26 protein-coding genes are annotated in these 21,978 nt (G+C 39.9%); 7 read left to right on the top strand and 19 right to left on the bottom strand.

The genetic code is table 11. From position 1 onward, the window contains the following. Positions 1-36: 36 nt before the first annotated feature. From M3600_RS12320 to spoIIM, 8 genes are all read right to left on the bottom strand, one after another. Positions 37-381 carry a DUF6176 family protein gene (locus M3600_RS12320; protein ID WP_251646239.1) on the bottom strand — a complete coding sequence of 115 codons (345 nt, stop codon included), beginning with the start codon at positions 379-381 and terminating at the stop codon, positions 37-39. Between the two features lie 115 nt (positions 382-496). Next, positions 497-1,801 (bottom strand): pyrimidine-nucleoside phosphorylase, encoded by a 1,305-nt coding sequence (locus M3600_RS12315; protein ID WP_233314717.1) that lies wholly within the window; start codon positions 1,799-1,801, stop codon positions 497-499. A 26-nt stretch (positions 1,802-1,827) separates the two neighbouring features. Beyond that, on the bottom strand, positions 1,828-2,649 hold the full coding sequence (locus tag M3600_RS12310; RefSeq protein ID WP_233313274.1) for a purine-nucleoside phosphorylase: 822 nt from the start codon (positions 2,647-2,649) through the stop codon (positions 1,828-1,830). A gap of 12 nt (positions 2,650-2,661) precedes the next feature. Then, a complete protein-coding gene (gene deoB / locus M3600_RS12305) occupies positions 2,662-3,846 on the bottom strand; it encodes a phosphopentomutase (protein WP_251646237.1) in 1,185 nt (394 codons plus the stop codon). Positions 3,847-4,013: 167 nt separating this feature from the next. After that, the gene (xerD, locus tag M3600_RS12300) at positions 4,014-4,904 is read right to left on the bottom strand and encodes a site-specific tyrosine recombinase XerD (protein ID WP_233313270.1); all 891 of its coding nucleotides are present in this window, start codon (positions 4,902-4,904) and stop codon (positions 4,014-4,016) included. Between the two features lie 6 nt (positions 4,905-4,910). Continuing rightward, positions 4,911-5,138, bottom strand: coding sequence for a YqzK family protein (locus M3600_RS12295; RefSeq protein WP_237941678.1), 228 nt, complete (start codon positions 5,136-5,138; stop codon positions 4,911-4,913). A 133-nt stretch (positions 5,139-5,271) separates the two neighbouring features. Continuing rightward, on the bottom strand, positions 5,272-5,721 hold the full coding sequence (fur, locus tag M3600_RS12290; protein ID WP_233313267.1) for a ferric iron uptake transcriptional regulator: 450 nt from the start codon (positions 5,719-5,721) through the stop codon (positions 5,272-5,274). A 123-nt stretch (positions 5,722-5,844) separates the two neighbouring features. Further along, positions 5,845-6,513, bottom strand: coding sequence for a stage II sporulation protein M (gene spoIIM / locus M3600_RS12285; protein WP_233313264.1), 669 nt, complete (start codon positions 6,511-6,513; stop codon positions 5,845-5,847). 155 nt (positions 6,514-6,668) lie between these two features. Here spoIIM and M3600_RS12280 point away from each other — a divergent pair, with 155 nt between their 5' ends. Then, positions 6,669-7,226, top strand: coding sequence for a GNAT family N-acetyltransferase (locus M3600_RS12280; protein ID WP_251646235.1), 558 nt, complete (start codon positions 6,669-6,671; stop codon positions 7,224-7,226). A gap of 52 nt (positions 7,227-7,278) precedes the next feature. Here the strand turns inward: M3600_RS12280 and M3600_RS12275 are convergent, their stop codons facing one another. Together M3600_RS12275 and M3600_RS12270 are read right to left on the bottom strand one after the other, a co-directional pair. After that, positions 7,279-8,451 (bottom strand): endonuclease Q family protein, encoded by a 1,173-nt coding sequence (locus M3600_RS12275; RefSeq protein WP_251646234.1) that lies wholly within the window; start codon positions 8,449-8,451, stop codon positions 7,279-7,281. Positions 8,452-8,460: 9 nt separating this feature from the next. Continuing rightward, positions 8,461-9,003, bottom strand: coding sequence for an NUDIX hydrolase (locus M3600_RS12270; RefSeq protein ID WP_233313260.1), 543 nt, complete (start codon positions 9,001-9,003; stop codon positions 8,461-8,463). A gap of 93 nt (positions 9,004-9,096) precedes the next feature. Between M3600_RS12270 and mciZ the strand changes: the two genes are divergently transcribed. Together mciZ and M3600_RS12260 are read left to right on the top strand one after the other, a co-directional pair. Further along, the gene (mciZ, locus tag M3600_RS12265) at positions 9,097-9,249 is read left to right on the top strand and encodes a Z-ring formation inhibitor MciZ (protein WP_233313259.1); all 153 of its coding nucleotides are present in this window, start codon (positions 9,097-9,099) and stop codon (positions 9,247-9,249) included. A 73-nt stretch (positions 9,250-9,322) separates the two neighbouring features. After that, positions 9,323-10,234, top strand: coding sequence for an aldo/keto reductase (locus M3600_RS12260; RefSeq protein ID WP_251646233.1), 912 nt, complete (start codon positions 9,323-9,325; stop codon positions 10,232-10,234). Between the two features lie 37 nt (positions 10,235-10,271). Here M3600_RS12260 and M3600_RS12255 read toward each other — a convergent pair whose 3' ends face one another. Next, positions 10,272-10,517: a YqkE family protein gene (locus M3600_RS12255; RefSeq protein WP_251646232.1), complete on the bottom strand. Its 246-nt coding sequence runs from the start codon at positions 10,515-10,517 to the stop codon at positions 10,272-10,274. Positions 10,518-10,537: 20 nt separating this feature from the next. Beyond that, positions 10,538-10,987: an OsmC family protein gene (locus tag M3600_RS12250; protein ID WP_233313256.1), complete on the bottom strand. Its 450-nt coding sequence runs from the start codon at positions 10,985-10,987 to the stop codon at positions 10,538-10,540. Positions 10,988-11,292: 305 nt separating this feature from the next. On the opposite strand from M3600_RS12250, the gene M3600_RS12245 reads away from it, so the two are divergent. Next, positions 11,293-12,201, top strand: coding sequence for an alpha/beta hydrolase (locus M3600_RS12245; protein ID WP_233313254.1), 909 nt, complete (start codon positions 11,293-11,295; stop codon positions 12,199-12,201). A 40-nt stretch (positions 12,202-12,241) separates the two neighbouring features. Beyond that, positions 12,242-12,679: an ASCH domain-containing protein gene (locus tag M3600_RS12240; RefSeq protein ID WP_237941682.1), complete on the top strand. Its 438-nt coding sequence runs from the start codon at positions 12,242-12,244 to the stop codon at positions 12,677-12,679. 47 nt (positions 12,680-12,726) lie between these two features. Here M3600_RS12240 and msrA read toward each other — a convergent pair whose 3' ends face one another. The 3 genes from msrA to rnz all read right to left on the bottom strand — a co-directional run bounded on the left by msrA (position 12,727) and on the right by rnz (position 15,189). After that, a complete protein-coding gene (gene msrA, locus M3600_RS12235; protein WP_237941683.1) occupies positions 12,727-13,242 on the bottom strand; it encodes a peptide-methionine (S)-S-oxide reductase MsrA in 516 nt (171 codons plus the stop codon). Between the two features lie 198 nt (positions 13,243-13,440). Beyond that, the gene (locus M3600_RS12230) at positions 13,441-14,232 is read right to left on the bottom strand and encodes an SDR family NAD(P)-dependent oxidoreductase (protein WP_233313251.1); all 792 of its coding nucleotides are present in this window, start codon (positions 14,230-14,232) and stop codon (positions 13,441-13,443) included. A 27-nt stretch (positions 14,233-14,259) separates the two neighbouring features. Then, entirely contained in the window at positions 14,260-15,189 is a 930-nt protein-coding gene (gene rnz / locus M3600_RS12225) for a ribonuclease Z (protein ID WP_233313249.1), read from the bottom strand. A gap of 388 nt (positions 15,190-15,577) precedes the next feature. Between rnz and zwf the strand changes: the two genes are divergently transcribed. Together zwf and M3600_RS12215 are read left to right on the top strand one after the other, a co-directional pair. Next, complete coding sequence (gene zwf / locus M3600_RS12220) at positions 15,578-17,083, top strand: glucose-6-phosphate dehydrogenase (RefSeq protein ID WP_245399878.1); 1,506 nt, start codon at positions 15,578-15,580, stop codon at positions 17,081-17,083. Positions 17,084-17,171: 88 nt separating this feature from the next. After that, positions 17,172-18,281: a metallophosphoesterase gene (locus M3600_RS12215; protein WP_237942315.1), complete on the top strand. Its 1,110-nt coding sequence runs from the start codon at positions 17,172-17,174 to the stop codon at positions 18,279-18,281. Positions 18,282-18,330: 49 nt separating this feature from the next. Here the strand turns inward: M3600_RS12215 and gndA are convergent, their stop codons facing one another. The 4 genes from gndA to M3600_RS12195 form a co-directional block, all read right to left on the bottom strand. After that, entirely contained in the window at positions 18,331-19,740 is a 1,410-nt protein-coding gene (gene gndA, locus M3600_RS12210; RefSeq protein WP_233313247.1) for an NADP-dependent phosphogluconate dehydrogenase, read from the bottom strand. Positions 19,741-19,901: 161 nt separating this feature from the next. Continuing rightward, complete coding sequence (locus M3600_RS12205; protein WP_251646231.1) at positions 19,902-21,158, bottom strand: DNA polymerase IV; 1,257 nt, start codon at positions 21,156-21,158, stop codon at positions 19,902-19,904. 23 nt (positions 21,159-21,181) lie between these two features. Further along, positions 21,182-21,658: a chemotaxis protein CheW gene (locus tag M3600_RS12200; RefSeq protein WP_245399879.1), complete on the bottom strand. Its 477-nt coding sequence runs from the start codon at positions 21,656-21,658 to the stop codon at positions 21,182-21,184. A 232-nt stretch (positions 21,659-21,890) separates the two neighbouring features. Further along, positions 21,891-21,978: IS3 family transposase (locus M3600_RS12195; RefSeq protein ID WP_251646326.1), on the bottom strand; the 88-nt coding region annotated here is incomplete at its 5' end.

Below are 21,978 nucleotides of genomic sequence, written 5' to 3'. Positions count from 1 at the left end.
GCCACTAATCAGTCAGGAAATCTGACGAAAACATTTTTATTGAAGAACATCCATCACTTTATTCTGTATCATGACAAGCTCATTTTTCATATGTACTGGCTCATATTCCTTGTCTATACATTCCTCCCAATAGGCAATATGAAGGTTATCTATTTCATGTTTGGATTCCGCTAACAAAGCTCCCCCTTCACCTTGGATTGAGTACCAATAAAGAAATTCCTCACCGCCTGTAACCTCCCGAAAGATTGTTTCCACATACATTTTTTCATCTTCCAACGTCAGCAGCACCTTGTCCATTTCCTTATTTAGAAGCGCCATCCATTTATCCACGACTGCAGATTTACCTTTTTTCACTTTTACTTTCGTCAACTCTATATTCACAAGCAGCACCCTCCTCAAGTAATTAATGTCATTATAGCAAACTAATTAGATACCCGTCTAATTAGTTTGCTATAAAAGAAGATCGAGTTCGCCTCGACCTTCCTTCCTGCTTTATTTAGCCTGAAATTACTTCATAAATTAATTCAGGAGCATCTACTTTTTGATCTGTCACTTTAATATGCTCATATAATCTTTGTTTAACATCATCGACATTGTCTGTATTACTATAAATCGTCACAAGGGATTCGCCTGCTTCCACCTTGTCACCGATTTTCTTGTTTAGAACCAATCCAACAGCTAAGTCAATTTCTGACTCCTTCGTCGCTCTGCCAGCACCTAGAATCATCGCTGCTGTTCCGATACTATCAGCCGTGATTTCTGCCACATAGCCGGACTCCTTTGCAGGTAGCTCAAGCTTGTATTGTGCTTGTGGAAGACGCTCAGGCTCATCCACAACACTTGAATCGCCGCCTTGTGATTCTAAAAACAGCTTGAACGTTTCCAAGGCTTTGCCGCTCTTAATTGCATCCTCGAGCATTTCTCTTGCTGTTTCAATATTTTCAGCCTTCTCCGCTAAATACACCATCTGAGAGCCTAGAGTGAGACAAAGCTCTGTTAAGTCTGCTGGTCCTTGACCCTTTAATGTATCGATTGCTTCCTTCACTTCTAAAGCATTACCGATGGCAAATCCAAGCGGCTGGCTCATGTCAGAAATAATTGCCATCGTCTTGCGGCCGACATTATTGCCGATTCGAACCATTGCTTCTGCAAGTTCCCTTGAGTCATCCAATGACTTCATAAAAGCTCCTGCCCCTGTTTTAACATCAAGACAAATCGCGTCAGCACCGGCAGCGATTTTTTTGCTCATTATGCTGCTTGCAATAAGAGGAATACTGTTTACTGTTGCCGTAACATCTCTTAAAGCATACAATTTCTTATCAGCAGGAGTCAGATTGCCGCTTTGACCAATGACAGCAACCTTATTTTTATTTACTAGTTTAATAAATTCTTCTTTATCGATTTCCACATGGAAACCTTTTACTGCTTCTAATTTATCAATCGTTCCGCCAGTATGGCCAAGACCCCTGCCGCTCATTTTCGCAACAGGAACGCCTACAGCCGCAACGAGCGGGCCGAGTACAAGTGTCGTCGTATCGCCGACACCGCCAGTAGAATGTTTGTCAACTTTGATTCCTTCAATTGCCGACAGGTCGATTACATCACCGGAATGAACCATTGCCATTGTTAAATCAGCTCGTTCCTTCTCGGTCATGCCTTGAAAAAACACTGCCATTGTAAATGCACTGATTTGATAATCAGGTATTGTACCATCTGTATAGCCGTTGATAATGAAAGAAATTTCCTCTTCCGTCAATTCGCGTCCATCACGTTTTTTCTCAATTAAATCAACCATTCGCATTTTCATAGTGAGAATCCCCTTATCTACTATTCGCCGATTTTTGTAACCAATTCTTTCACATATTTAAGGAAGTCTGCTTTAACTTTTTCTGTCGTTTCAATTACTTCTTCATGATTCAACGGCTGGTCAAGAATACCTGCTGCCATGTTGGAAATACAAGAGATTCCAAGGACTTTAAGTCCAGCATGTCTAGCAACAATTACCTCTGGAACTGTTGACATACCGACTGCATCTCCGCCAAGAACTCTAAGCATTCTAACCTCTGCCGGTGTTTCATACGATGGACCTGTGTTACCGACATATACGCCTTCTTGTACCTTTAAGCCGATGCTTGCAGCGATTTCCTTAGCTGTTGAACGTAAATTTTTGCAATATGCTTCAGACATATCAGGGAATCTAACGCCTAGGGCAGAATCATTTGGGCCGATAAGCGGGTTTGTTCCCATATTATTAATATGATCTGAAATAAGCATTAAGTCTCCAGGAGCGTATGATTCATTCACACCGCCTGCTGCATTTGTTACGATTAAGTTTTCGACACCTAATTCTTTCATAACACGAACTGGGAATGTCACTTTTTCAAAAGTGTACCCTTCGTAATAATGGAATCTCCCTTGCATTGCAACAACTTCCACACCGCCAATTGTTCCAAATACAAGCTGACCAGCATGGCCTTCTACTGTTGAAACTGGGAATTCTGGAATTTGCTCGTACGGAATTTTTACAGCATTTTCGATTTCTTCAGCTAGAACACCAAGTCCTGAGCCTAAGATGAGGCCAATTTTTGGCACAGCGGAATATTTTCCCTTCAAAAAGTCTGCTGATTGTTTAATTTTAGTATAATCCATGTTCACTGCTCCTTATATTAACTCTTTTAAAAAGCTCTTTCCGTTTTTTGGCATAGAGACATTAAAGTTTTCTGCAATCGTTGCGCCAATGTCCGCGAACGTTTCTCTTAACGGAAGCTGTTGTCCTGCACTGATTTTTTTGTTGTATACTAACAGCGGCACATACTCTCTCGTATGGTCAGTTCCATGATGGACAGGATCATTTCCGTGGTCTGCTGTGATAATCAGCAAATCATCCTCGTTTAAGAGCGGCAGCACTTCTGAAAGCCTTTCATCATATTCCTCAAGCGCCTTGCCATAGCCGATTGGATCACGTCTATGTCCGTAAAGAGCATCAAAATCGACAAGATTTAAGAAGCTTAATCCCGTAAAGTCCATATGTAAAGTTTCAAGCAGCTTATCCATCCCATCCATATTCGATACGGTTCTTAGTGACTTAGTAACACCTTCGCCATCATATATATCAGAGATTTTACCGATAGCAATGCTGTCAAAACCGCTGTCTTTCAGTTCGTTCATTACTGTTCTTTCAAACGGCTTCAACGCATAATCATGGCGGTTTGCTGTTCTTTTAAAGCTGCCTGGTTCACCGACAAACGGTCTTGCAATAATTCTGCCTACCATATACTTCTCATCAAGTGTCAATTCTCTTGCAATTTCACAAATCTCGTAAAGCTCCTTTAATGGTACAACTTCTTCATGTGCTGCAATTTGCAGGACAGAATCAGCTGATGTATAGACAATCAAGGCTCCTGTTTTCATATGCTCTTCGCCAAGCTCATCTAAAATTTCCGTACCGCTGGCAGGTTTATTGCCGATAATTTCTCTGCCTGTTTTTGCTTTTAATTCATTTAACAGCTCATCCGGGAATCCTTCCGGGAAAACACGAAACGGTGTGTCAATACGCAGGCCCATGATTTCCCAGTGACCAGTCATTGTATCCTTGCCGTTTGATGCTTCCTGCATTTTCGTATAATGAGCCATCGGCTTGTCTGCTTTATCAATACCTTTAATTTCTTCGATGTTGCTCAAGCCAAGTTTCCCCATATTTGGCATATGGAGACCATTCATCTTTTCAGCTATATGACCAAAAGTATGGGCACCTAAATCGCCGAATTTTTCAGCATCAGGAGCTTCACCAATTCCGACTGAATCCATCACAATTAGGAATACCCTTTTAAATGGATATGTGGACATTTAATTACCTCCTATATATGAATTAATCATCCTATTTTACCCTTTAGTATGTATCTTTAACCTAAAAAATTATAGCATATTGTCAGAAGTCTGACATCTATTTGCATAAAAATAATTTTAGGGCCAGTCCTTCCACCATTGTATGAAAAAAGGTGAAAGGGCTGCCCCTATGCTCTTGGATGATATTGACTATAAACGTCTTTTAATCTTGTTTTTGTAACATGTGTATAAATTTGTGTTGTAGAGATGTCAGCATGTCCAAGCATTTCTTGAACTGCCCGCAGATCTGCCCCATTCTCAAGCAGATGTGTCGCAAAAGAATGCCTTAGGGTATGGGGAGTTATCTCCTTATTAATCTCCGCTTCTTTGCCGAGTCGTTTTAAGATTTTCCAGAAGCCTTGCCGTGACAGTCTTCTGCCGTGATGGTTTAGAAACAGGGCATCTCCTACTTCTTTTTTGCTTATAAAAGCAGGTCTTCCTTCTTCAAGGTATTCTGTAAGCGCCCTTGTGGCGGCACCCCCGATTGGAATGATTCGCTCCTTATTCCCTTTACCGATACACCGAACGAAGCCCATCATTAAATGGACATCATCCATATTCAACTGAATCAGCTCACTCACCCGTATTCCTGTTGCATATAAAAGCTCCAGCATAGCCTTGTCTCTTTTTCCGAAATGATCCAGCTTATTCGGAAATTCAAGCAACGCCTCTACCTCTTTCATAGACAGCACCTTAGGCAATGACCTTTCTCCTTGCGGCGATTCAATATGTACGGTCGGATCCTCTTCGGTCACCCTGTCCCGAAAAAGGAATTGGTGAAACGCTCTGATAGAAGCTATGTGTCTGGCAATTGTTTTAGAAGATTTTCCGTTATCTTTCAAAAACCCCAAAAACCGAACAATATGTGCACGCTGAATATCGGTAAGGCCAACCATCTCTACTTCTTTCATGTACTTACTGTAGGATTTCAAATCCCGTTCATACGAAACTAGAGTGTTTTTTGCCAGACCCTTCTCCACCAATAAAAAATGCATAAAGTCCTTTAGCTGTTCTTCCATTAGTCATTACTCCCCATTTAAGTAAAAAAGAAATATTCGTTCCTTCCAGGAAAATTCCTCTGCCTTTCCATCACCGCTCACTTTCACAGCAGCTCCAGATGGTTCATCATAACGATGAAAATCCTGATATTCTTCATTAAACCATATAAGCGCATAATAAAAAAGAACTGTGCATCCTACAAACAGCAAAAAAACCTTTGCTGTCCGAAAAACTACTTTAGACCATTGCAGCATTATTACTCCTCCAAACTAGTGTCATACTAAAAGCTATGCCAGTTTACGGAGTAAATATACCTGTAATAGGGCCTAAAACTACTAAACAATGCAAAAAACCTTCTCCATATGAAAAAGGTTTCTCATTCTTTGATTAATCTGCACTTTTTTCAATACAGCGATGACATATTCCATGAAAGGTTAAACGGTGATCTTTTATTTTAAAGTTCCAGTCACGTTCAACCACTTTTTCAACATCCCCTAATAAATCCTCTTGAATTTCATCAACAGCTCCACATTCTATGCATACTAAATGATGGTGAAAGTGAGCTGCACCTTCTTGTCGCAAGTCATATCTAGAAACACCGTCACCGAAATTTATCTTGTCGACTATTTTCAGCTCAGTCAGCAGCTCTAATGTCCGGTAAACTGTCGCTAATCCAATCTCGGGAGATTTCTCTTTTACAAGGAGGTAAACATCTTCTGCACTTAAGTGGTCTTCTTCATTCTCTAGCAAAACCCTCACTGTTGCTTCCCTTTGAGGAGTTAATTTATAGCTCGAAGAATGCAACAGCTTTTTTATTCTATCTATTCTACTTTCCATTCCGAAAGTCCCTCCCTAGCCACTGTCCATATCATTATAACAGAAGAAGGAATAGAATCCTAATAAAAATTATTATAAATAAGAATCAATAATTATTTGTTAATTAAAATAATTATAATTTACTTACACTTTCGGGATGAACCCTATAAATGATTCTACCATATTAATAATCGATTTCATAAGTCCTGGTGAAATATAGGCCTCCACTCCAGCGGCAGCAGCAAGGAATATCATAGCAGCAAACAGCAGAAACATATATCTTCCAAATAACGGCAGCATCGGCTCTCCCATTTTTTTCATAAATTGCTGTCTAATCATCTTAAATGAAAACGAAACAGACAAGGTTGCAGAGATGATAAAAATCGGGATAATGATAATATTTTGAGGCAAAACAGACACAAAAGAAAGCAAGAAGCCGTTCCAGCCCATCTGGTTTACTAAAAATCCGACTGTAAATCCAACAACCATCCCTTTAATGAACAATAAAATGAGAATAACCGGCAAACCGATGATAGAAATACCCAAGAGCCACATCAAGCCGATGAATTTACTGTTATGAGAAAAGCTTTGAATAAATAAATCCTTGCTGTCAGCAACCTTGCCATTAGAAATTTGGCTGAAAAACTGTGACAGATAATAGAATAAATCTTCCTTTTGGCTCAATGTTAAACTGTTCACGACAATTGCTCCAAATATGACACCCATCAAAAACAACACCGCAATAAATAAATAGATGGAGGAATGCTCCCGAAAATGATTTGCTAGAATGTTCTGGTACTTATTTTTTTTCATTGCTACCTCTCCTCTGTGCCAATCTGTTAGTTCATTCTATGAAAAGATTCAGCAGTATATGACTAGCAAATCTAGTATTTTTCTACCAAAAGTATCTGTAAATTATAGATGGCAGCACGTATACTAAAAGAAACCAATAGAAGGGGCGAGCGCTTATGAAACCAATCCTCCTTGATTTTCCTCCTAGAATAGAAACAGACAGACTGTATTTAAGGCCATGCCTACCAGGTGACGGAAAACTAGTTTTGGACAGCATCCAGCATTCCTTGCAAGAGCTGCAAGATTGGCTCCCTTTTGCCCACAAACAGCAGATATACGAAGAAATAGAAGAGAATATTAGAAGGTCGTATGCTAAATTTATTTTACGAGAAGACATTCGCTTGCATATCTTCTTGAAAGAGACAGACACATTTATTGGATCAACTGGCCTTCACAAAATTAATTGGGATGTGCGCATTTTTGAAATCGGCTACTGGTGTGATTCAAGATTTGCTGGATGTGGCTATATTACGGAAAGCACGAAGGGATTGGTCCAATTTGCGAAAGATGTTCTAAAAGCAAATCGAATTGAGATTCGCTGTGACCCTCTCAATACAAAAAGTAGAAACATCCCTGAAAAGCTCGGATTTACGCTGGAAGGAATTCAAAGGAAGGATTGTATGAGCGCAGACGGAAGTACCCTTAGAGATACTTGTGTGTTTGCTTTGACTTAACTCATGACAAAAAACGAAAAGAAACGGCCAATCCGCCATTTCTTCTCGTTTTTTATTCGTCATTTTCATTAGAAACACGCCCATACCTGCCGCCGCCGCCAACAGTGAGCGACAGCTTGCCAGCTCTTGCAGCTTGGATATATTCGGCCACCTGAGTCGGAAGTATTTCAGCAAGCTGCTCATACGGTGCTTCGTGAATAATTTGCATTTCCGTCGAAAAATAATGAAGCAGCTTCTCAAGTGTTTTTTTCCCTAAACCTGGAATAAACTCCAGTGGAACTTGATGAATATAGGGCGGCCTTGACGGCTTATCACCAGCAGTGGCAAGCTCTTTTATCCTTGCAGCCACCCCTTTTTTTCCGTTTTTATGCCCGCAGCTTGAGCATACCTCTTCCTCTTCTCCTAATGGCTTGTGGCATTTTAAACAAACTGTATTATGATATTTGCCTAACAAAGGATCCATTCCATAGTTTTCTGCGACTTGCCGGCCATCGACACCCTGCAATGCTTTCTCCAGCTCTGTGAAGGATGCTTCCTCTACCTCTAAAATTTGATACTCTCGGGCAATTTTTGCCAGAGAATGGGCATCTGAATTGGTGATATACGTATAGCTGTGTAGCTCCTTGATCTGATCTGCCATCATAGTATTCGAGCTTAGGCCCAGTTCTACAGCATCAATCAAATCTGGATCAAAAACTTCTGAAAGGGATGCTTTTACGCCGCTTCCGTACAAACTTTTATATGGTGTAAAGATATGTGCAGGAATAAACAAACCGCCAAGACTCTTTACCTTTTTTTGCAGTTCTTTGCCTGTCACATAGATGCGCTGTGAGCTTAATTGAATGTTTTTCATGTATTTAGAAAGCCATGATGAGAATTCCTTCATAGCCGTCAATGTCGGCATATAACAGAGCACATGGATAGGCCCTTTACAAGAATCATCATATATTTCAAGCTCAGAACCAGGAATAATGGTTATTCCATCCATCTCCAGTCCCCCGCCTGTCTTTTGAACCATTATGCCTTTTGCGATGTATTCATCCATTTCCATTAGTATTTCTGGCGAATGACAATCGATAATTCCAATCATATCAAGCCCCTTTTGAAAACTGGCATATTCGATAATGTTCAAAAGCGTCAATGTACGAGATCCTGTGATTTTTACTGCCTTACCGCTTGCTGTTCTGCCGATATGGATATGTAAATCTGCAAATATGCGAATCATTAAATCACCTTATTTTCCCAGAAGCTGCCAGTACTGGACGGCATACATTGTTTTGGCATCAAAGATTTTTTGCTCCGTTATTAAGCTTTGTGCTTCCTCCATTGTAATTTCCATCAAGTTGACGAATTCATCTTCATCTAGTTCTGCCGCATTTTCTATTTTATAAAGACCGCTCGCCAAGTATACATGGACAATTTCATCAGCAAAGCCAGGGGAAGTATAAAAGGAGCTGATAAGCTTCATTTCCTTACAGCCATAGCCGGTTTCTTCCTCTAATTCCCTTCTTGCACAAAGAGCTGGGTCCTCATCCTTTTCAAGCTTGCCTGCCGGAATTTCCACAATCGCTTTTTCCAAGGCTTTCCTGTATTGCTCCACCACCACAAGCTTCCCTTCTTCTGTTATCGCTATAACTGCAACAGCTCCAGGATGCTTAATAATCTCTCTTTTGGAAGTACTGCCATTCGGAAGCATTACCTCATCCACTTGTAAGGAAATAATTCTCCCGTTAAAAATCTTCTCTGTGCTGATTGTCTTTTCTTCTAAATTTTCCATTTGTCCTTCACTCCTGTTCTAAGCAATTCCATTTTTCATATATTTCATTATACTTATTTCCCTGTGCAAAAGGGAAGGAAACGGAGGATGTCTTTGAAGATTTATAAACAGGAAAAAGCCATTATACTGACTGGAAAGGCATGGCAAGTCCGGCATATGCTTAAAAACTACCGTAAAGACTATGTTTATATTAAGGATTGGATAAAGGGCGAAAAAACACTGCAGAAAAAAGAAGACAAACTTTAAGCCACTTTTTTTGTCTTCTTCTCCTCCTTTTCGTTAAAATAAAGATGGAAATACTAGTGAGAGAGGTGTGCTTATGAAGAAAAATCGTTTAGGTCAATCTGATTTACATGTTTCTGCTCTCGGACTAGGCTGCATGAGTCTTGGGACAGACGAAAAAACAGCCTTCCCTATCCTTGAAGCAGCACTGGAAGCAGGCATTAATTATTTTGACACAGCCGATTTATATGATTTCGGACAGAATGAACAAATCTTAGGTAAATTCTTTAAGCAAAACCGAGAGAATGTTATTATTGCTTCTAAAGCTGGCAACAAGTGGCAGGAAAACAAAGAAGGCTGGACGTGGGATGCCAGCAAGGCTTATATAAAAGAAGCGGCCAAACAAAGCTTGAAACGCCTTGATACAGATTATATCGACTTGTACCAGCTTCACGGCGGAACGCTCGATGATCCGATTGAGGAGACGATTGAGGCATTCGAAGAGCTAAAAGCAGAAGGTTATATCCGTTATTACGGCATTTCTTCCATCCGCCCAAACGTTATTAGAGAATATGTAAAGCGTTCTAATATTGTTTCAGTTATGATGCAATACAGCATATTGGACAGGCGTCCAGAAGAGGAAGCCTTGCCACTTCTTCATGACAGCGGAATCAGTGTTGTCACGCGCGGTCCAGTAGCAAAGGGCTTGCTGAGTGATAATTACCTAAAAAAGCTTAGGGCAAAAGGCTATTTAGACTACAGTGAAGAAGAGCTCCGCTCCACACTGGAAGGTTTACAGGCACGCTTTGAAGGCAAACGCTCTATTTTGGAAGCAGCTGTCCAATACAATCTTTCCAATCCGGCAGTTGCTACTGTTATTGCTGGGGCTAGCAGTGTGGAACAGCTGCAGGAAAACGCCAGAGCTGTTAACAGCATTGCCTTAACTCAGGACGAACAAAAAGTCATTCAAGCCGTATCAAAAGCTTCCTTCTATAAGGATCACCGATAAGAGTAAACAAAAAAAGCAGGATTTTAGCCTGCTTTTTTTATTTGTATTCTTTCCAATTCATAGGTGTCTCGTTCAAGAGTTCTTCAAAGCTTTTGTTTTTATCACGCTGCCTGCGCTCTTCTTTTTTTCTTTCTTCTTCGACTTTAAGTTTTTCTTCTTCTGCAGCTTTCAGCTCCTGCTTCTTATCCTTAAGCTGTTTGGCAAGCTGTTCATTCAGCATATCTCCAAGTGTTACAGGCTTATCTGTGTTATCCTTTTTTGCAGGTCTGTGTTGTTTTCTCATGGCAAGAAACCACCTTTCCATTAATCTTCGATTGTAATCGTCTCTTCAAGGCTAACCTTAACATTGCCTTTAATTGCTCTTGTAATCATGCAAGATGCCTCTGCCTTTTCCGCGAGCCTTTTTGCAAGCTCCACCTCTTTGCTTGAAGATCCAGCTGGAAGAACTATATTTGGACGATGGATGATTTCTTTATATGTAAAGACACCGTTTGTCACATCTACAATCGCTTCCGATGCCAATGTTAAGCTATTTTTATCTAATTTGCTTCTTTCCATCATTGCTGCCAATGTAATTATAAAGCAAGTAGCCGCTGCACCGAGCAGCATTTCATCAGGATTTGTCCCGACACCTGGACCATCCATTTCCTTTGGAATAGAAATTTGTGTTTTTAAATTGCCGCTTTCAATTGTGCCAATATCATTACGAAGTCCTGGCCAATTTGCCTGCAAATGAAAATGATGTTCTGCCATTCCTTTCATCGTCCTTTCTGTAAAACCTGATGAAAGTATCATACCATAATTTTGGAGCGTTTGTTCGTTGGAAGCTTATACAATTACTCACTTGACTCATCTTTTCCTGTTTAGGCTTTTATGTGTATCGAATCTCGTGTTTTTGTGTATGTATAATACTAGCAAAGCTTGTTTCATGCTTAGCTAAAAGCCAGTAAGGAGACAAGGGGTGCAAATTATATTATTGTCCGCTTTGTTTCTATAGAAAATAATGGTAAACTCATATTAGTTTTTTGAAATGAAATATTTTGTTCGGAGGAATGAATGTGAAAAAATTTTTTCGCTATTTTTTTTCATTCTTAGTTTTTATCTCATCCATCGGTGTATATTGTACGAACCGATTGATGTATATGAAGAAAAAAGAAGACGAATTTATTTTTAACAGGGAAAAAGCAGCTGGAAGACTTAAGCCAGAAGTTCTGGAATCCCTAAAAAAACGGGAAGTAACCATCCCTTCCCCATATGGATACATGCTGAAAGCAGTTGTAGCAGAGCCTTTCCCTGAAAAGCGGTATATTATTATTGCCCACGGGGTGACGGAAAGCAAAACGAACTCCATTAAATATATGAACTTGTTTCTTGAGAGAGGATTTAATGTTGTCATTTATGATCATCGTCGTCACGGGGAGTCTGGCGGAAAAACAACGAGCTTTGGTCATTACGAAAAATTCGATTTAAAAGCTGTTGTTGATTGGTTAAAGGCAGACAAAGGCAAAGACATACTTTTAGGTATTCACGGGGAATCGATGGGAGCTGCCACGATGATTCTATATGCCGGGATGGTCGAAGACGGTGCTGATTTTTATATTGCTGATTGCCCTTTTTCCGATTTTGGCGAACAGCTTAATCATCTTGTCAAAGCTGAAATGAAGGTGCCTGGAAAACTGTTTCTGCCAATTGCTGATGTTTTTCTGCGGGCAAGAGAACGATATTCTATCCGCCAAGTGTCTCCCATTGCAGTTATTGATAAAATCGCGAAGCCGATGCTGTTTATCCATAGTGAAAAAGACTCCTTTATTTTGCCGCATATGACACAGGAGCTTTTTGAAAAGAAACAAGGACCTAAAAAGCTTTTTTTAGCATTAAATGGTTTTCATGCCCAAAGCTATAATGAAAATAAAGAAGAATATGAAAAAGTAATTGATGATTTTTTGCAGGAATATGTCATTCAGTGATTTATTCACATATTCTTTATAGGAAGGTTGGCTTCTTTATATGAAAGTTCTATCCATGATCCAGCCTTGGGCAAGTTTATTTGTACTTGGTGAAAGTAAATTCGAGACAAGGTCGTGGAAAACAAATTACCGCGGACCTCTTGCCATTCATACGAGTAAGAAAATAGACAAGAAGGCAAGCAGCCATCCCAATATTCAAAAACTGTTGAACTTAAAAGGCCAAGCGCCAGACACTCTCCCAACAGGAATGATTATCGGCGTCTGCATGTTAACAGACTGCTTACGGGTGATAGACAGCCGAGAGAATGAGGCAGTGTTGGCAGATGGCCGCCTTGTTATCGGCAATGAATTTTTCCTTGGTGACTACACTGTCGGCAATTATGCTTGGGAAGTGAGCTCTATGAAGCAGCTGGATGTATTTATCCCTGCTAAAGGGCAGCTCGGATTATGGGAATATAATGGAGATATCTCCATTTAAGCAAAAAAAGACATGCAAAGCTTCGTTCTTTGCATGTCTTTTTTTGCTTATTTCCAGTGCTCGTTTATATACTCATCTCTTCCAGACATTGCTCTGTCCTCTTTGTAATGCTGTTTATTTTTCTTATGATAATCTTGATGATAGTCTTCAGCTGGATAAAAGATAGCTGCCGGCTCAATTTCTGTTACAATCGGCTTTTTGAAACGGCCGCTGTCTTCAATTGCCTTTTTCGAGTTTTCTGCCAACTGTTTTTGCTTTTCATTATGATAGTAAATAGCAGTACGGTACTGGGAACCTCTGTCTTGGAATTGCCCGCCGCTGTCTGTCGGATCTATTTGCTGCCAATACAGCTCCAGCAGTCTCTCATATGGAAAAACCTCTGGATCGAACGTGATTTGTACCACTTCTGCATGTCCAGTGCTACCCGTTTTCACTTGTTCATATGTAGGATTTTCAACATGTCCTCCTGAATACCCTGATACAATGCCTCCGATTCCCGGAAGCTCTTCAAAAGGCGTTACCATACACCAAAAGCATCCGCCTGCAAATGTTGCTTTTTCCATCTTCATCCCTCTTTCTGACCACTAACTTCCTAAACGGAAGATTCTTCTAACTTAAGATTGAAACTAGTATATACTAAATTCTAGTAGGATACTACCATTTAACACTAAAAAAGGACTTGCATTCATTGGATAAATAGCTATAGAAAGATGCTTAAAATGGCTGAAATTAAGGTTTCGGCTATATTACCGTTAAGGAGATTACTTTTTGTCCAGCATGCCGCCCATAATCCGGTCAGCAATACGAGGAAACAGATTATAAAGAACGCTGCCTGCATTCATCCATTTCGGCAAATTCAACTCTCTTTTCGGTTTTAAAATCAGCGCTGTTATCTTGTCCGCAACATAATCTGTGGAAAGCATGAACTTCTCCACATTTTTTGCATAGTTGCCGGATTTATCTGCAATCTCAAAAAAATTAGTATCAATTGGTCCTGGGTTAACTGCTGAAATACGGATATTGGTTTTAGCAACCTCCATCCGCAAGCTGTTAGTGAAGCCTAACACAGCATGCTTTGTTGCTGAATAGCCGCTTGACTTAGCTGTCGCTAGCTTGCCGGCTTGTGAGGCAATGTTAATTATATGACCTTTATTGGCACTTAACATCGACGGCAAAACTTCCTTCGTACAAGCAATCAGTCCTAGAACATTGACAGCAAACATTCTTTCCATATCAGCAATACTTGTTTCATGGAGGTACTCAAAAATGCCAAAGCCGGCATTGTTCACTAAAATATCAACAAAACCGACCTGTTCCTTAATTTCAGCAAATACCTCATGCACTTTTTCCAGATCGCTTACATCTAAAGCGAAATAAATTGGATTTACTGCTGTTTCACTTTGTATTTTTGCTGCGATTTTTTGGAGCTTTTCCTCTGTTCGCGCAATCAGGATTGGTCTTCCACCAAGCAATGCTATATTGATAGCAAGCCTTTCGCCAATTCCTGATGATGCTCCTGTTATTATGATATTTTTACCTTGTAAGCTTTCCATCCGTTTCACCTCTTATATCATTCATGATTAATCGCTATCTTTTTGTACTGGAATATCATATTCCTTGAAATCCTCTGCAGCAGAGGATGGCGGGAATATTCGTTTTGCTTCTTCAAGAAGGCTGTCGGCACAATCATATCTGGCGCTAATATGGGTAAGAATCAAAAATTTCGCCCCCGCTGCCTTTGCGTTTGCAGCTGCATGTGTTGTCGTCGAATGATAATATTCCTTTGCTATGTCTGCTTCCCCTTCAGCAAAAGTGGCTTCATGTACTAACACATCAGCATCTTTTGCAAGCTCTACTGCTGCTTGACAGGTTCTTGTATCACCTAAAATTGTGACTATTCTCCCCTTAATACTAGGTCCAACAAAATCTCTGCCATCAATGATACTGCCATCTTCAAGGGTAACTTTGCGGCCTGCTTTAATCTCTTTAAATATCGGTCCAGGCTTTACTCCGATTTCTGCCAGTTTGTCTGTTTGCAGAACACCAGGCTTATTCTTTTCCACAATACGGTAGCCAAAACTCACCACACCATGCTCCAGCATTTTCGCTTCCACTGTGAATTTATCTTCATCTAATATAATGCCATCTTCTATTTCTACTATCTTTAATTCATATTTTAAGTATGTTTGACTAACCTTCAGGCTAACAGCAATATATTCAGCAATTCCTTTTGGTCCGTATACAGTAAGAGGTGTTTCTCCTCCTTGAAAGGATCTGCTTGCTAAGAAGCCTGGTAACCCATATAAATGATCGCCATGAAGATGGGTGATAAACACCTTTTCCACTCTTCTCGGTTTAATGTTCGTATGTAAAATCTGGTGCTGTGTTGCTTCCCCACAATCAAACAGCCAAATGCTTCCTGTTTCCTCGAGCAGTTTCAATGCGATGCTCGTCACATTTCTTGCCTTGGCTGGAATGCCAGCTCCTGTTCCTAAAAATGTAAGCTGCATATTCAAGTCACTTCTTTCTCTTTTTCTAAGCTTCTTTCTACTAAAAGTATGGGTATGTGATTGGACATTTTGCACAAAAAAATCGATACTAATAGCAGTATACGGCAAAAAATGCCACAAACCAAATATATTAAAACTTTTTCCTAGTAAGTTTCCCTATTATCATGTAATATCTAAAAAGACAACATATTTTTCAGATATGGATATAGGCTGCTTACCTTTTAAAAATTTTCAAATATTCAAACATAATATTTGCCAAATTAACTTTAGTCAGCTAAAATTCTATATCTGTACAGATGCTCAAGGCTTGCAAACCGAGTTTTGCAAGAACTTGAACAACAACAATGGGGATACAAAGATCATACATATATATATAGAAAAGAGGTCCATGTACGTGAATCAAAATCAACAATCTACTGCGTTAATCATGATTTTTGGGGCAACTGGAGATTTGGCAAACAGAAAACTGTTTCCTTCCCTTTACCGTCTATACCAAAAAGGCAAACTTTCTCGTTTTGCTGTAGTCGGCGTCGGAAGAAGAACTTTAACAGATGAGCAATTCAAACAAAATGTACAAAACTCTGTCGCTGAAGCAATATCTGGCAGCAAGGATTTAGAAGCATTCGCTTCCCACTTCTGCTACCATTCGCATGATGTAGCTGATTCCAGTTCCTATGCTGCTTTGAAAAACATTGCGGACGACTTGGATAATAAATATAATTTGGGCGGAAACAGAGTGTTCTACTTAGCAATGGCACCTGAATTCTTTGGTCCGATTGCCATACATTTAAAAGAGGACGGTCTGACAGATGTTGCTGGCTTTAAGCGCCTGATTATCGAGAAGCCGTTTGGACATGATTTAGAATCAGCCAAAGAGCTGAATGAACAAATACGTACTGCATTTGCAGAAAATGAAGTATACCGCATTGACCACTATCTTGGTAAAGCGATGGTTCAAAATATTGAAACAATTCGTTTTTCCAATGCTATTTTCGAAAATCTATGGAATAACCGTTATATCAGCAATATTCAAGTCACTTCTAGTGAAGTGTTGGGTGTGGAAGAAAGAGGAAGGTATTACGAAACAAGCGGCGCTTTGCGTGACATGGTGCAAAACCATATTCTGCAAATGGTTGCCTTGCTTGCAATGGAGCCGCCAATCCGTCTGACTCCAGATGAAATCCGCTCTGAAAAGGTTAAAGTATTCCGTGCAATGAGACCTGTTGAAGGGGATGCAGTGAAGGATTATTTCGTCAGAGGACAATACGGAAAAGGTGTAGTGGAAGATTTGGAGGTTCCTAGCTACCGCGAAGAACAAATGGTAAATCCAGAGTCGCAAACCGAAACATTTGTGGCTGGAAAAGTGATGATTGATAACTTCCGCTGGGCTGGTGTGCCATTCTATATCCGTACAGGAAAACGCCTTGAATCAAAATCAACCAAAATTGTCGTTCAATTTAAAGATATCCCAATGAATCTTTATGACAGACCAGATCAAGCGTTAACGCCAAATCTGCTTGTTATCCATATCCAGCCGGAAGAAGGAATCACCTTGCACTTAAATGCAAAAAAAGCCGGCCAAAACATGGAAGCTACACCAATTAAATTAAGCTATGCCAACACAGGCATCGCAAGCATCAATACTCCAGAGGCATATGAAAAGCTGATTGATGACAGCATTCATGGTGACGCAACAAACTTTACCCACTGGGATGAAGTGGCACTTTCCTGGAGCTATGTTGATAAGATTTCACAAGCTTGGGCAAGCACTCCAGCAGAAAACTTCCCGAACTATGTTTCTGGCAGCATGGGTCCGAAAGAAGCAGATGAGCTTCTTGAGAAAGACGGATTCTTCTGGTGGCCGCTAAGTCAGTTTGAAGTAGATGTTTGCTGATTATAATAATAACAATATTAAAACGTGAAATCCTCGATTTCACGTTTTTATGTACTTATCAATATTATGATGGGAGTTTCGAAGTTTGATGGGAAAAACAAAAATAGTCGTGCAATTTTTACTCGTGTTTCTTCTATATAATTTAATTATTTTATATATTGGCTGGAATATCTTCACATGGCTTGAAGTATTGCTGCCGAATGTGTATGTTCCTGTTTTGACGGCTATACTGCTTATCGTTGCATATTCGTATTTTGCCGGCCATCTCATCCGTTCCATTCCCTTATTCCGGATTGTCGGTTCGTATTGGCTCGGTTTTCTTCAATATGCTGTCCTTATCTTGCCAATAGCTGACTTAGCAGCATATATTATTTCAAGATTTACGGATGCCGATAAAACAGTTGCCATTATTGGAATTATGACCTTTATAGCTTTTGCTTATTTACTGATTGCAGGGAGCTATAATGCTTACTCCCCTGTTATTAAACAATATGAGCTTATGCTCCCTAAAGGTACAGCAAAACCTAGTAAGCTGAAGATAGCAATGGCATCCGATATGCATTTTGGCACATTATCAGGCAATGCCCACTTAAACCGGCTTGTAGAGCAAATCAATGGACTGGAACCTGATATCATTCTTTTTCCAGGTGATATTATTGATGATGACCCTATTCCCTTCCTCCGTAAAAGAATGGGTGATAAAATGATGGAATTAACCGCTCCTTTAGGAATTTATGGTGTATTAGGAAATCATGAATATTATGGTAAAAAAATTCCGGAGTTTTTGGAGGAAATGAATCGTGTCGGTGTAACGATTTTAATGGATGAGACAGAAGTCATAGATGACCGATTTATCCTGATTGGCAGAAAAGATAAGACAGACAAAGACCGCTTGCCTATCAGGGAATTGGCTCACCAAAAACCTGCTGATCTCCCTGTCATCATGATGGATCACCAGCCAGCAGAGTTAGTGCAAGCTATGGAGGAGGGCATCGATTTATCTTTATCTGGCCATACACATAGAGGTCAAATGGCACCAAATCATTTAATTACTAGAAAAGTATTTGAATTAGATTGGGGCTATAAACAAAAAGAGCAGCTTCATGCCATTGTTTCATCTGGCTATGGATTTTGGGGTCCTCCAATCCGCATGGGCAGCCGCTCGGAGATTGTATGTATTGATATTGAATTTGTATAAAATTCAGCAAACAAAAAAACACCGAATGGTGTTTTTTTGTTTTAACTGTTTATTTCATCCAGTTAGTGTGGAATACGCCTTCTTTATCCGTGCGTTGGTATGTGTGTGCACCAAAGTAGTCACGTTGTGCTTGAAGAAGGTTTGCTGGAAGCGTTTCTGTACGGTAGCTATCGAAATACGCCAGTGCAGCAGCAAAGCTTGGTACAGGAATACCGTTCAATACAGCACCTGAGATTACTTCGCGAAGAGCAGCTTGGTATTGCTCTGCGATATCGCTGAAGTATGGATCAAGCAACAAGTTCTTCAATTCTGGGTCACGGTCATAAGCATCTTTGATTTTTTGCAGGAATTGTGCACGGATGATGCAGCCTCCGCGGAAAATCATTGCGATTTCGCCGTAGTTAAGATCCCAGCTATACTCTTCAGATGCAGATCTCATTTGCGCGAAACCTTGCGCATAAGAAACGATCTTGCTCAAGTATAGGGCTTTGCGAACAGACTCAATATATGCAGCTTTATCGCCTGTAAACGGCTTGATTTCTGGTCCAGTCAATACTTTGCTTGCTTTAATACGCTCTTCTTTCATTGCAGAAATGAAGCGTGCAAATACTGATTCAGTAATCATTGGAAGTGGAACACCTAAGTCAAGTGCACTTTGGCTTGTCCATTTACCAGTACCTTTTTGGCCTGCAGTGTCAAGGATTAAGTCTACAAGCGGCTTGCCTGTTTCTTCATCCACTTTAGTGAAGATGTCTGCAGTGATTTCGATTAAGTAGCTGTCTAATTCGCCTTTGTTCCAGTCAGCAAATACTTCATGCAATTCTTGAGCATCAAGGCCAAGAACATGCTTCATGATGAAGTAAGCTTCACAGATTAATTGCATATCTCCATACTCAATACCGTTATGAACCATTTTTACATAATGACCAGCACCGTCTGGACCGATGTATGTTGTACAAGGCTCATCGTTTACTTTTGCAGAGATATCTTTGAAGATAGGAGCTACTAGCTCATAAGCTTCTTTTTGTCCACCAGGCATGATAGAAGGCCCTTTTAGTGCTCCTTCTTCACCACCAGATACACCAGTACCAATGAAGTGGATACCTAGCTCACTCAATTCCTTGTTGCGTCTTTGCGTATCTACGAAGAAAGTGTTTCCTCCGTCAATAACAATGTCGCCTTTATCAAGCAATGGCTTCAATTGTTCAATTGTAGCATCTGTTGCTGGACCTGCTTTAACCATAAGCATGATTTTGCGCGGCACTTCTAATGATTGAACAAATTCCTCCATTGTGTATGTGCCAACAATGTTTTTACCTTCTGTTTCTTGCAGCATTTCTTCCGTTTTTTCTTTTGAACGGTTGAATACTGAAACAGTGTAGCCCCTGCTTTCGATGTTCATAGCAAGGTTTTTACCCATGACTGCTAAACCAATAACCCCAAATTGCTGTTTTGTCATCTTTTAACGTCCCTTCTAAACTATGTATCCTTAGCTTTATAGTAGAATTCACTTTACTTTAGCAAGATTCTACTATTTATACAACTATTCTAGCTCATTCCAAACAAACTTTCATCGAAATTCTGAAAAAAATTTTCTTAAAAAGTAAATTACTTATAAAACTACTTTCCTTGGAGGAAATCTTTGTTAAAACTTGTTTGTGTTCCTACATTTTCATCAGCCTTTGAAACTGCATTTTCTGAGGCCGGTTCAATAATTTTCGAACCGTATTTTGCCTTTAACTGTTCAATAGTTTTCCATAAAGGCTCTTTTTCTGCTTCTTTTTCAAACGAGAATAAATCAAGTTGTTTGGCAACATAGCTATTCTCTACTAAATCAGTTGCAGTTATGCCAAGCAGTCTGACCGCATTGCCGTCCCAGGCTTGAAGAAACAGTTCCTTTGCGATGTGGATTAAGTCACTTTCCGCTTTCACCGGGTTATTAAGCTTTCTGCTTTTTGAAAAGTTCTTCCTATTACCATACCGGATTGTAACACTTAACCCCTTTGCATGGACTTTCTTGCGCTTCATTCGGGTTGCAACCTTATGGGCCAATTCTGTAATTACTGCAAATAGTTCCTGCTGATTTGCTGTATCCTTCGGCAATGTGGATGAATTGCCGATGCTCTTGAACTCTTTAGCAGCTTCAGGATCAACTTGTCTGTTATCCATTCCATTCGCTCTGTCCTTTAAACGGAGACCGTTTATCCCAAGCACTGCCTTCAGCTGGATTGAATCAGCATGCGCCAAATCCTTTATTGTCGTTATGCCCTGCTTCCTCAGCTTTTCACCTGTTTTTGTGCCAATGCCATGCATTTCCTCGACTTCAAGAGGCCATAAGACGTTTGGTACATCCCTTTTTCTCAGAACAGTAATGCCCATTGGCTTCTTAAAATCGGAAGCGGTTTTCGCGAGAAATTTGTTTGGAGCAATTCCAATACTGCATGGCAAATCCAGGCGGTCGTGTATCCTTTTTTGAATAGACTCCGCAATTTCAAGGGGAGTTCCAAACTCATAGCTTTCTGTTATATCAAGATAGCCTTCATCAATGGATACAGGTTCTACTAAATCGGTGAATTCCCGCAAAATGTCAAACATAGCAGAAGAAGCTGTGCGATACCTGTCAAACTGGGGTTTCATGATAATCAGCTCAGGACACAATCTTTTCGCTTCCCAAAGGGGCATCGTCGTCTTTAGACCGAACTTTCGGGCCTCATAACTGCATGTAATAATAATCCCTTTTCGTTCCTCCACATTGCCTGCAATGGCAAGCGGTTTTCCTTTTAATGAAGGCTCGTATGCCATTTCTACTGATGCATAAAAACTATTCATATCGACATGCAGAATGACTTTGCCCTTTTTCGGATAGAATTCCTTCATTAAAATCACCCATCCTATCTTTACTACACAGGCTGTTTGTTCATATAATCCTTAATTTCTTTGATGCCATCAAGGGAATCAAGCAGAATATGCGGCTCAATCACCATAACGAGGCGATTGTCTTCCAGATTCAAGACACCTGTGAAATAGCTTGTCTTTTGATAGGCAGACAAGCCTGCTTGTTTAATCATCTCTGCTTTTACATCTATTATTTCCTTGGCTGCATGAACTAAGACAGCAAATGACAGTTCTTCTGTTTTAATAACAATCAGCCTGTTGTGCTCATTAGACTGCGTTGCCTTATTATACAATACATTTTGCAGATCAATAACGGGAATAAGCTCATCCCGCACCTTCGTAATTCCAAGCACATAAGAAGGCAGCTGAGCTATATTTGTTATATTTTCCTCTTTTTCGATGGATATAACGTGCTTAATGGAAATAGAGTATTCTCCTGAACCAACTTGAAATATTACCGCTTTATCTAAATCCTGTATCATTTATACTTCTCTCGCTTTCTATTAATTTTTTATGTAAATGGATGTTATTTGAAAGTCACTCTAGTATTATTATACTAATTTTATCTAATATCCTCTACCAAAACGACTAAATCTAGCTGTTTTTATCCGTTAATTGACATTATTTCAGTATATCACTCCTGTTATTTCTCCATAATAAAAAGCTTTCCCTTTTATAAAGTGTACCCTTTGTAAAGGACATTTTATAAAAAGTCTATGCTGCTGTAAGAAGATGATCTCTGAATTGAACAGGGGTCATCTTTTTTAAGTTCCATTGGTATCTATAGTAATTGTAATAAATC

Origin of the sequence: Niallia sp. MER 6 (assembly GCF_023714395.1) — a bacterium.
Lineage (GTDB): Bacteria > Bacillota > Bacilli > Bacillales > Cytobacillaceae > Niallia.
Note: the sequence above shows the minus strand (reverse complement) of the source record. Positions and strands in the feature narration are given on the sequence as shown.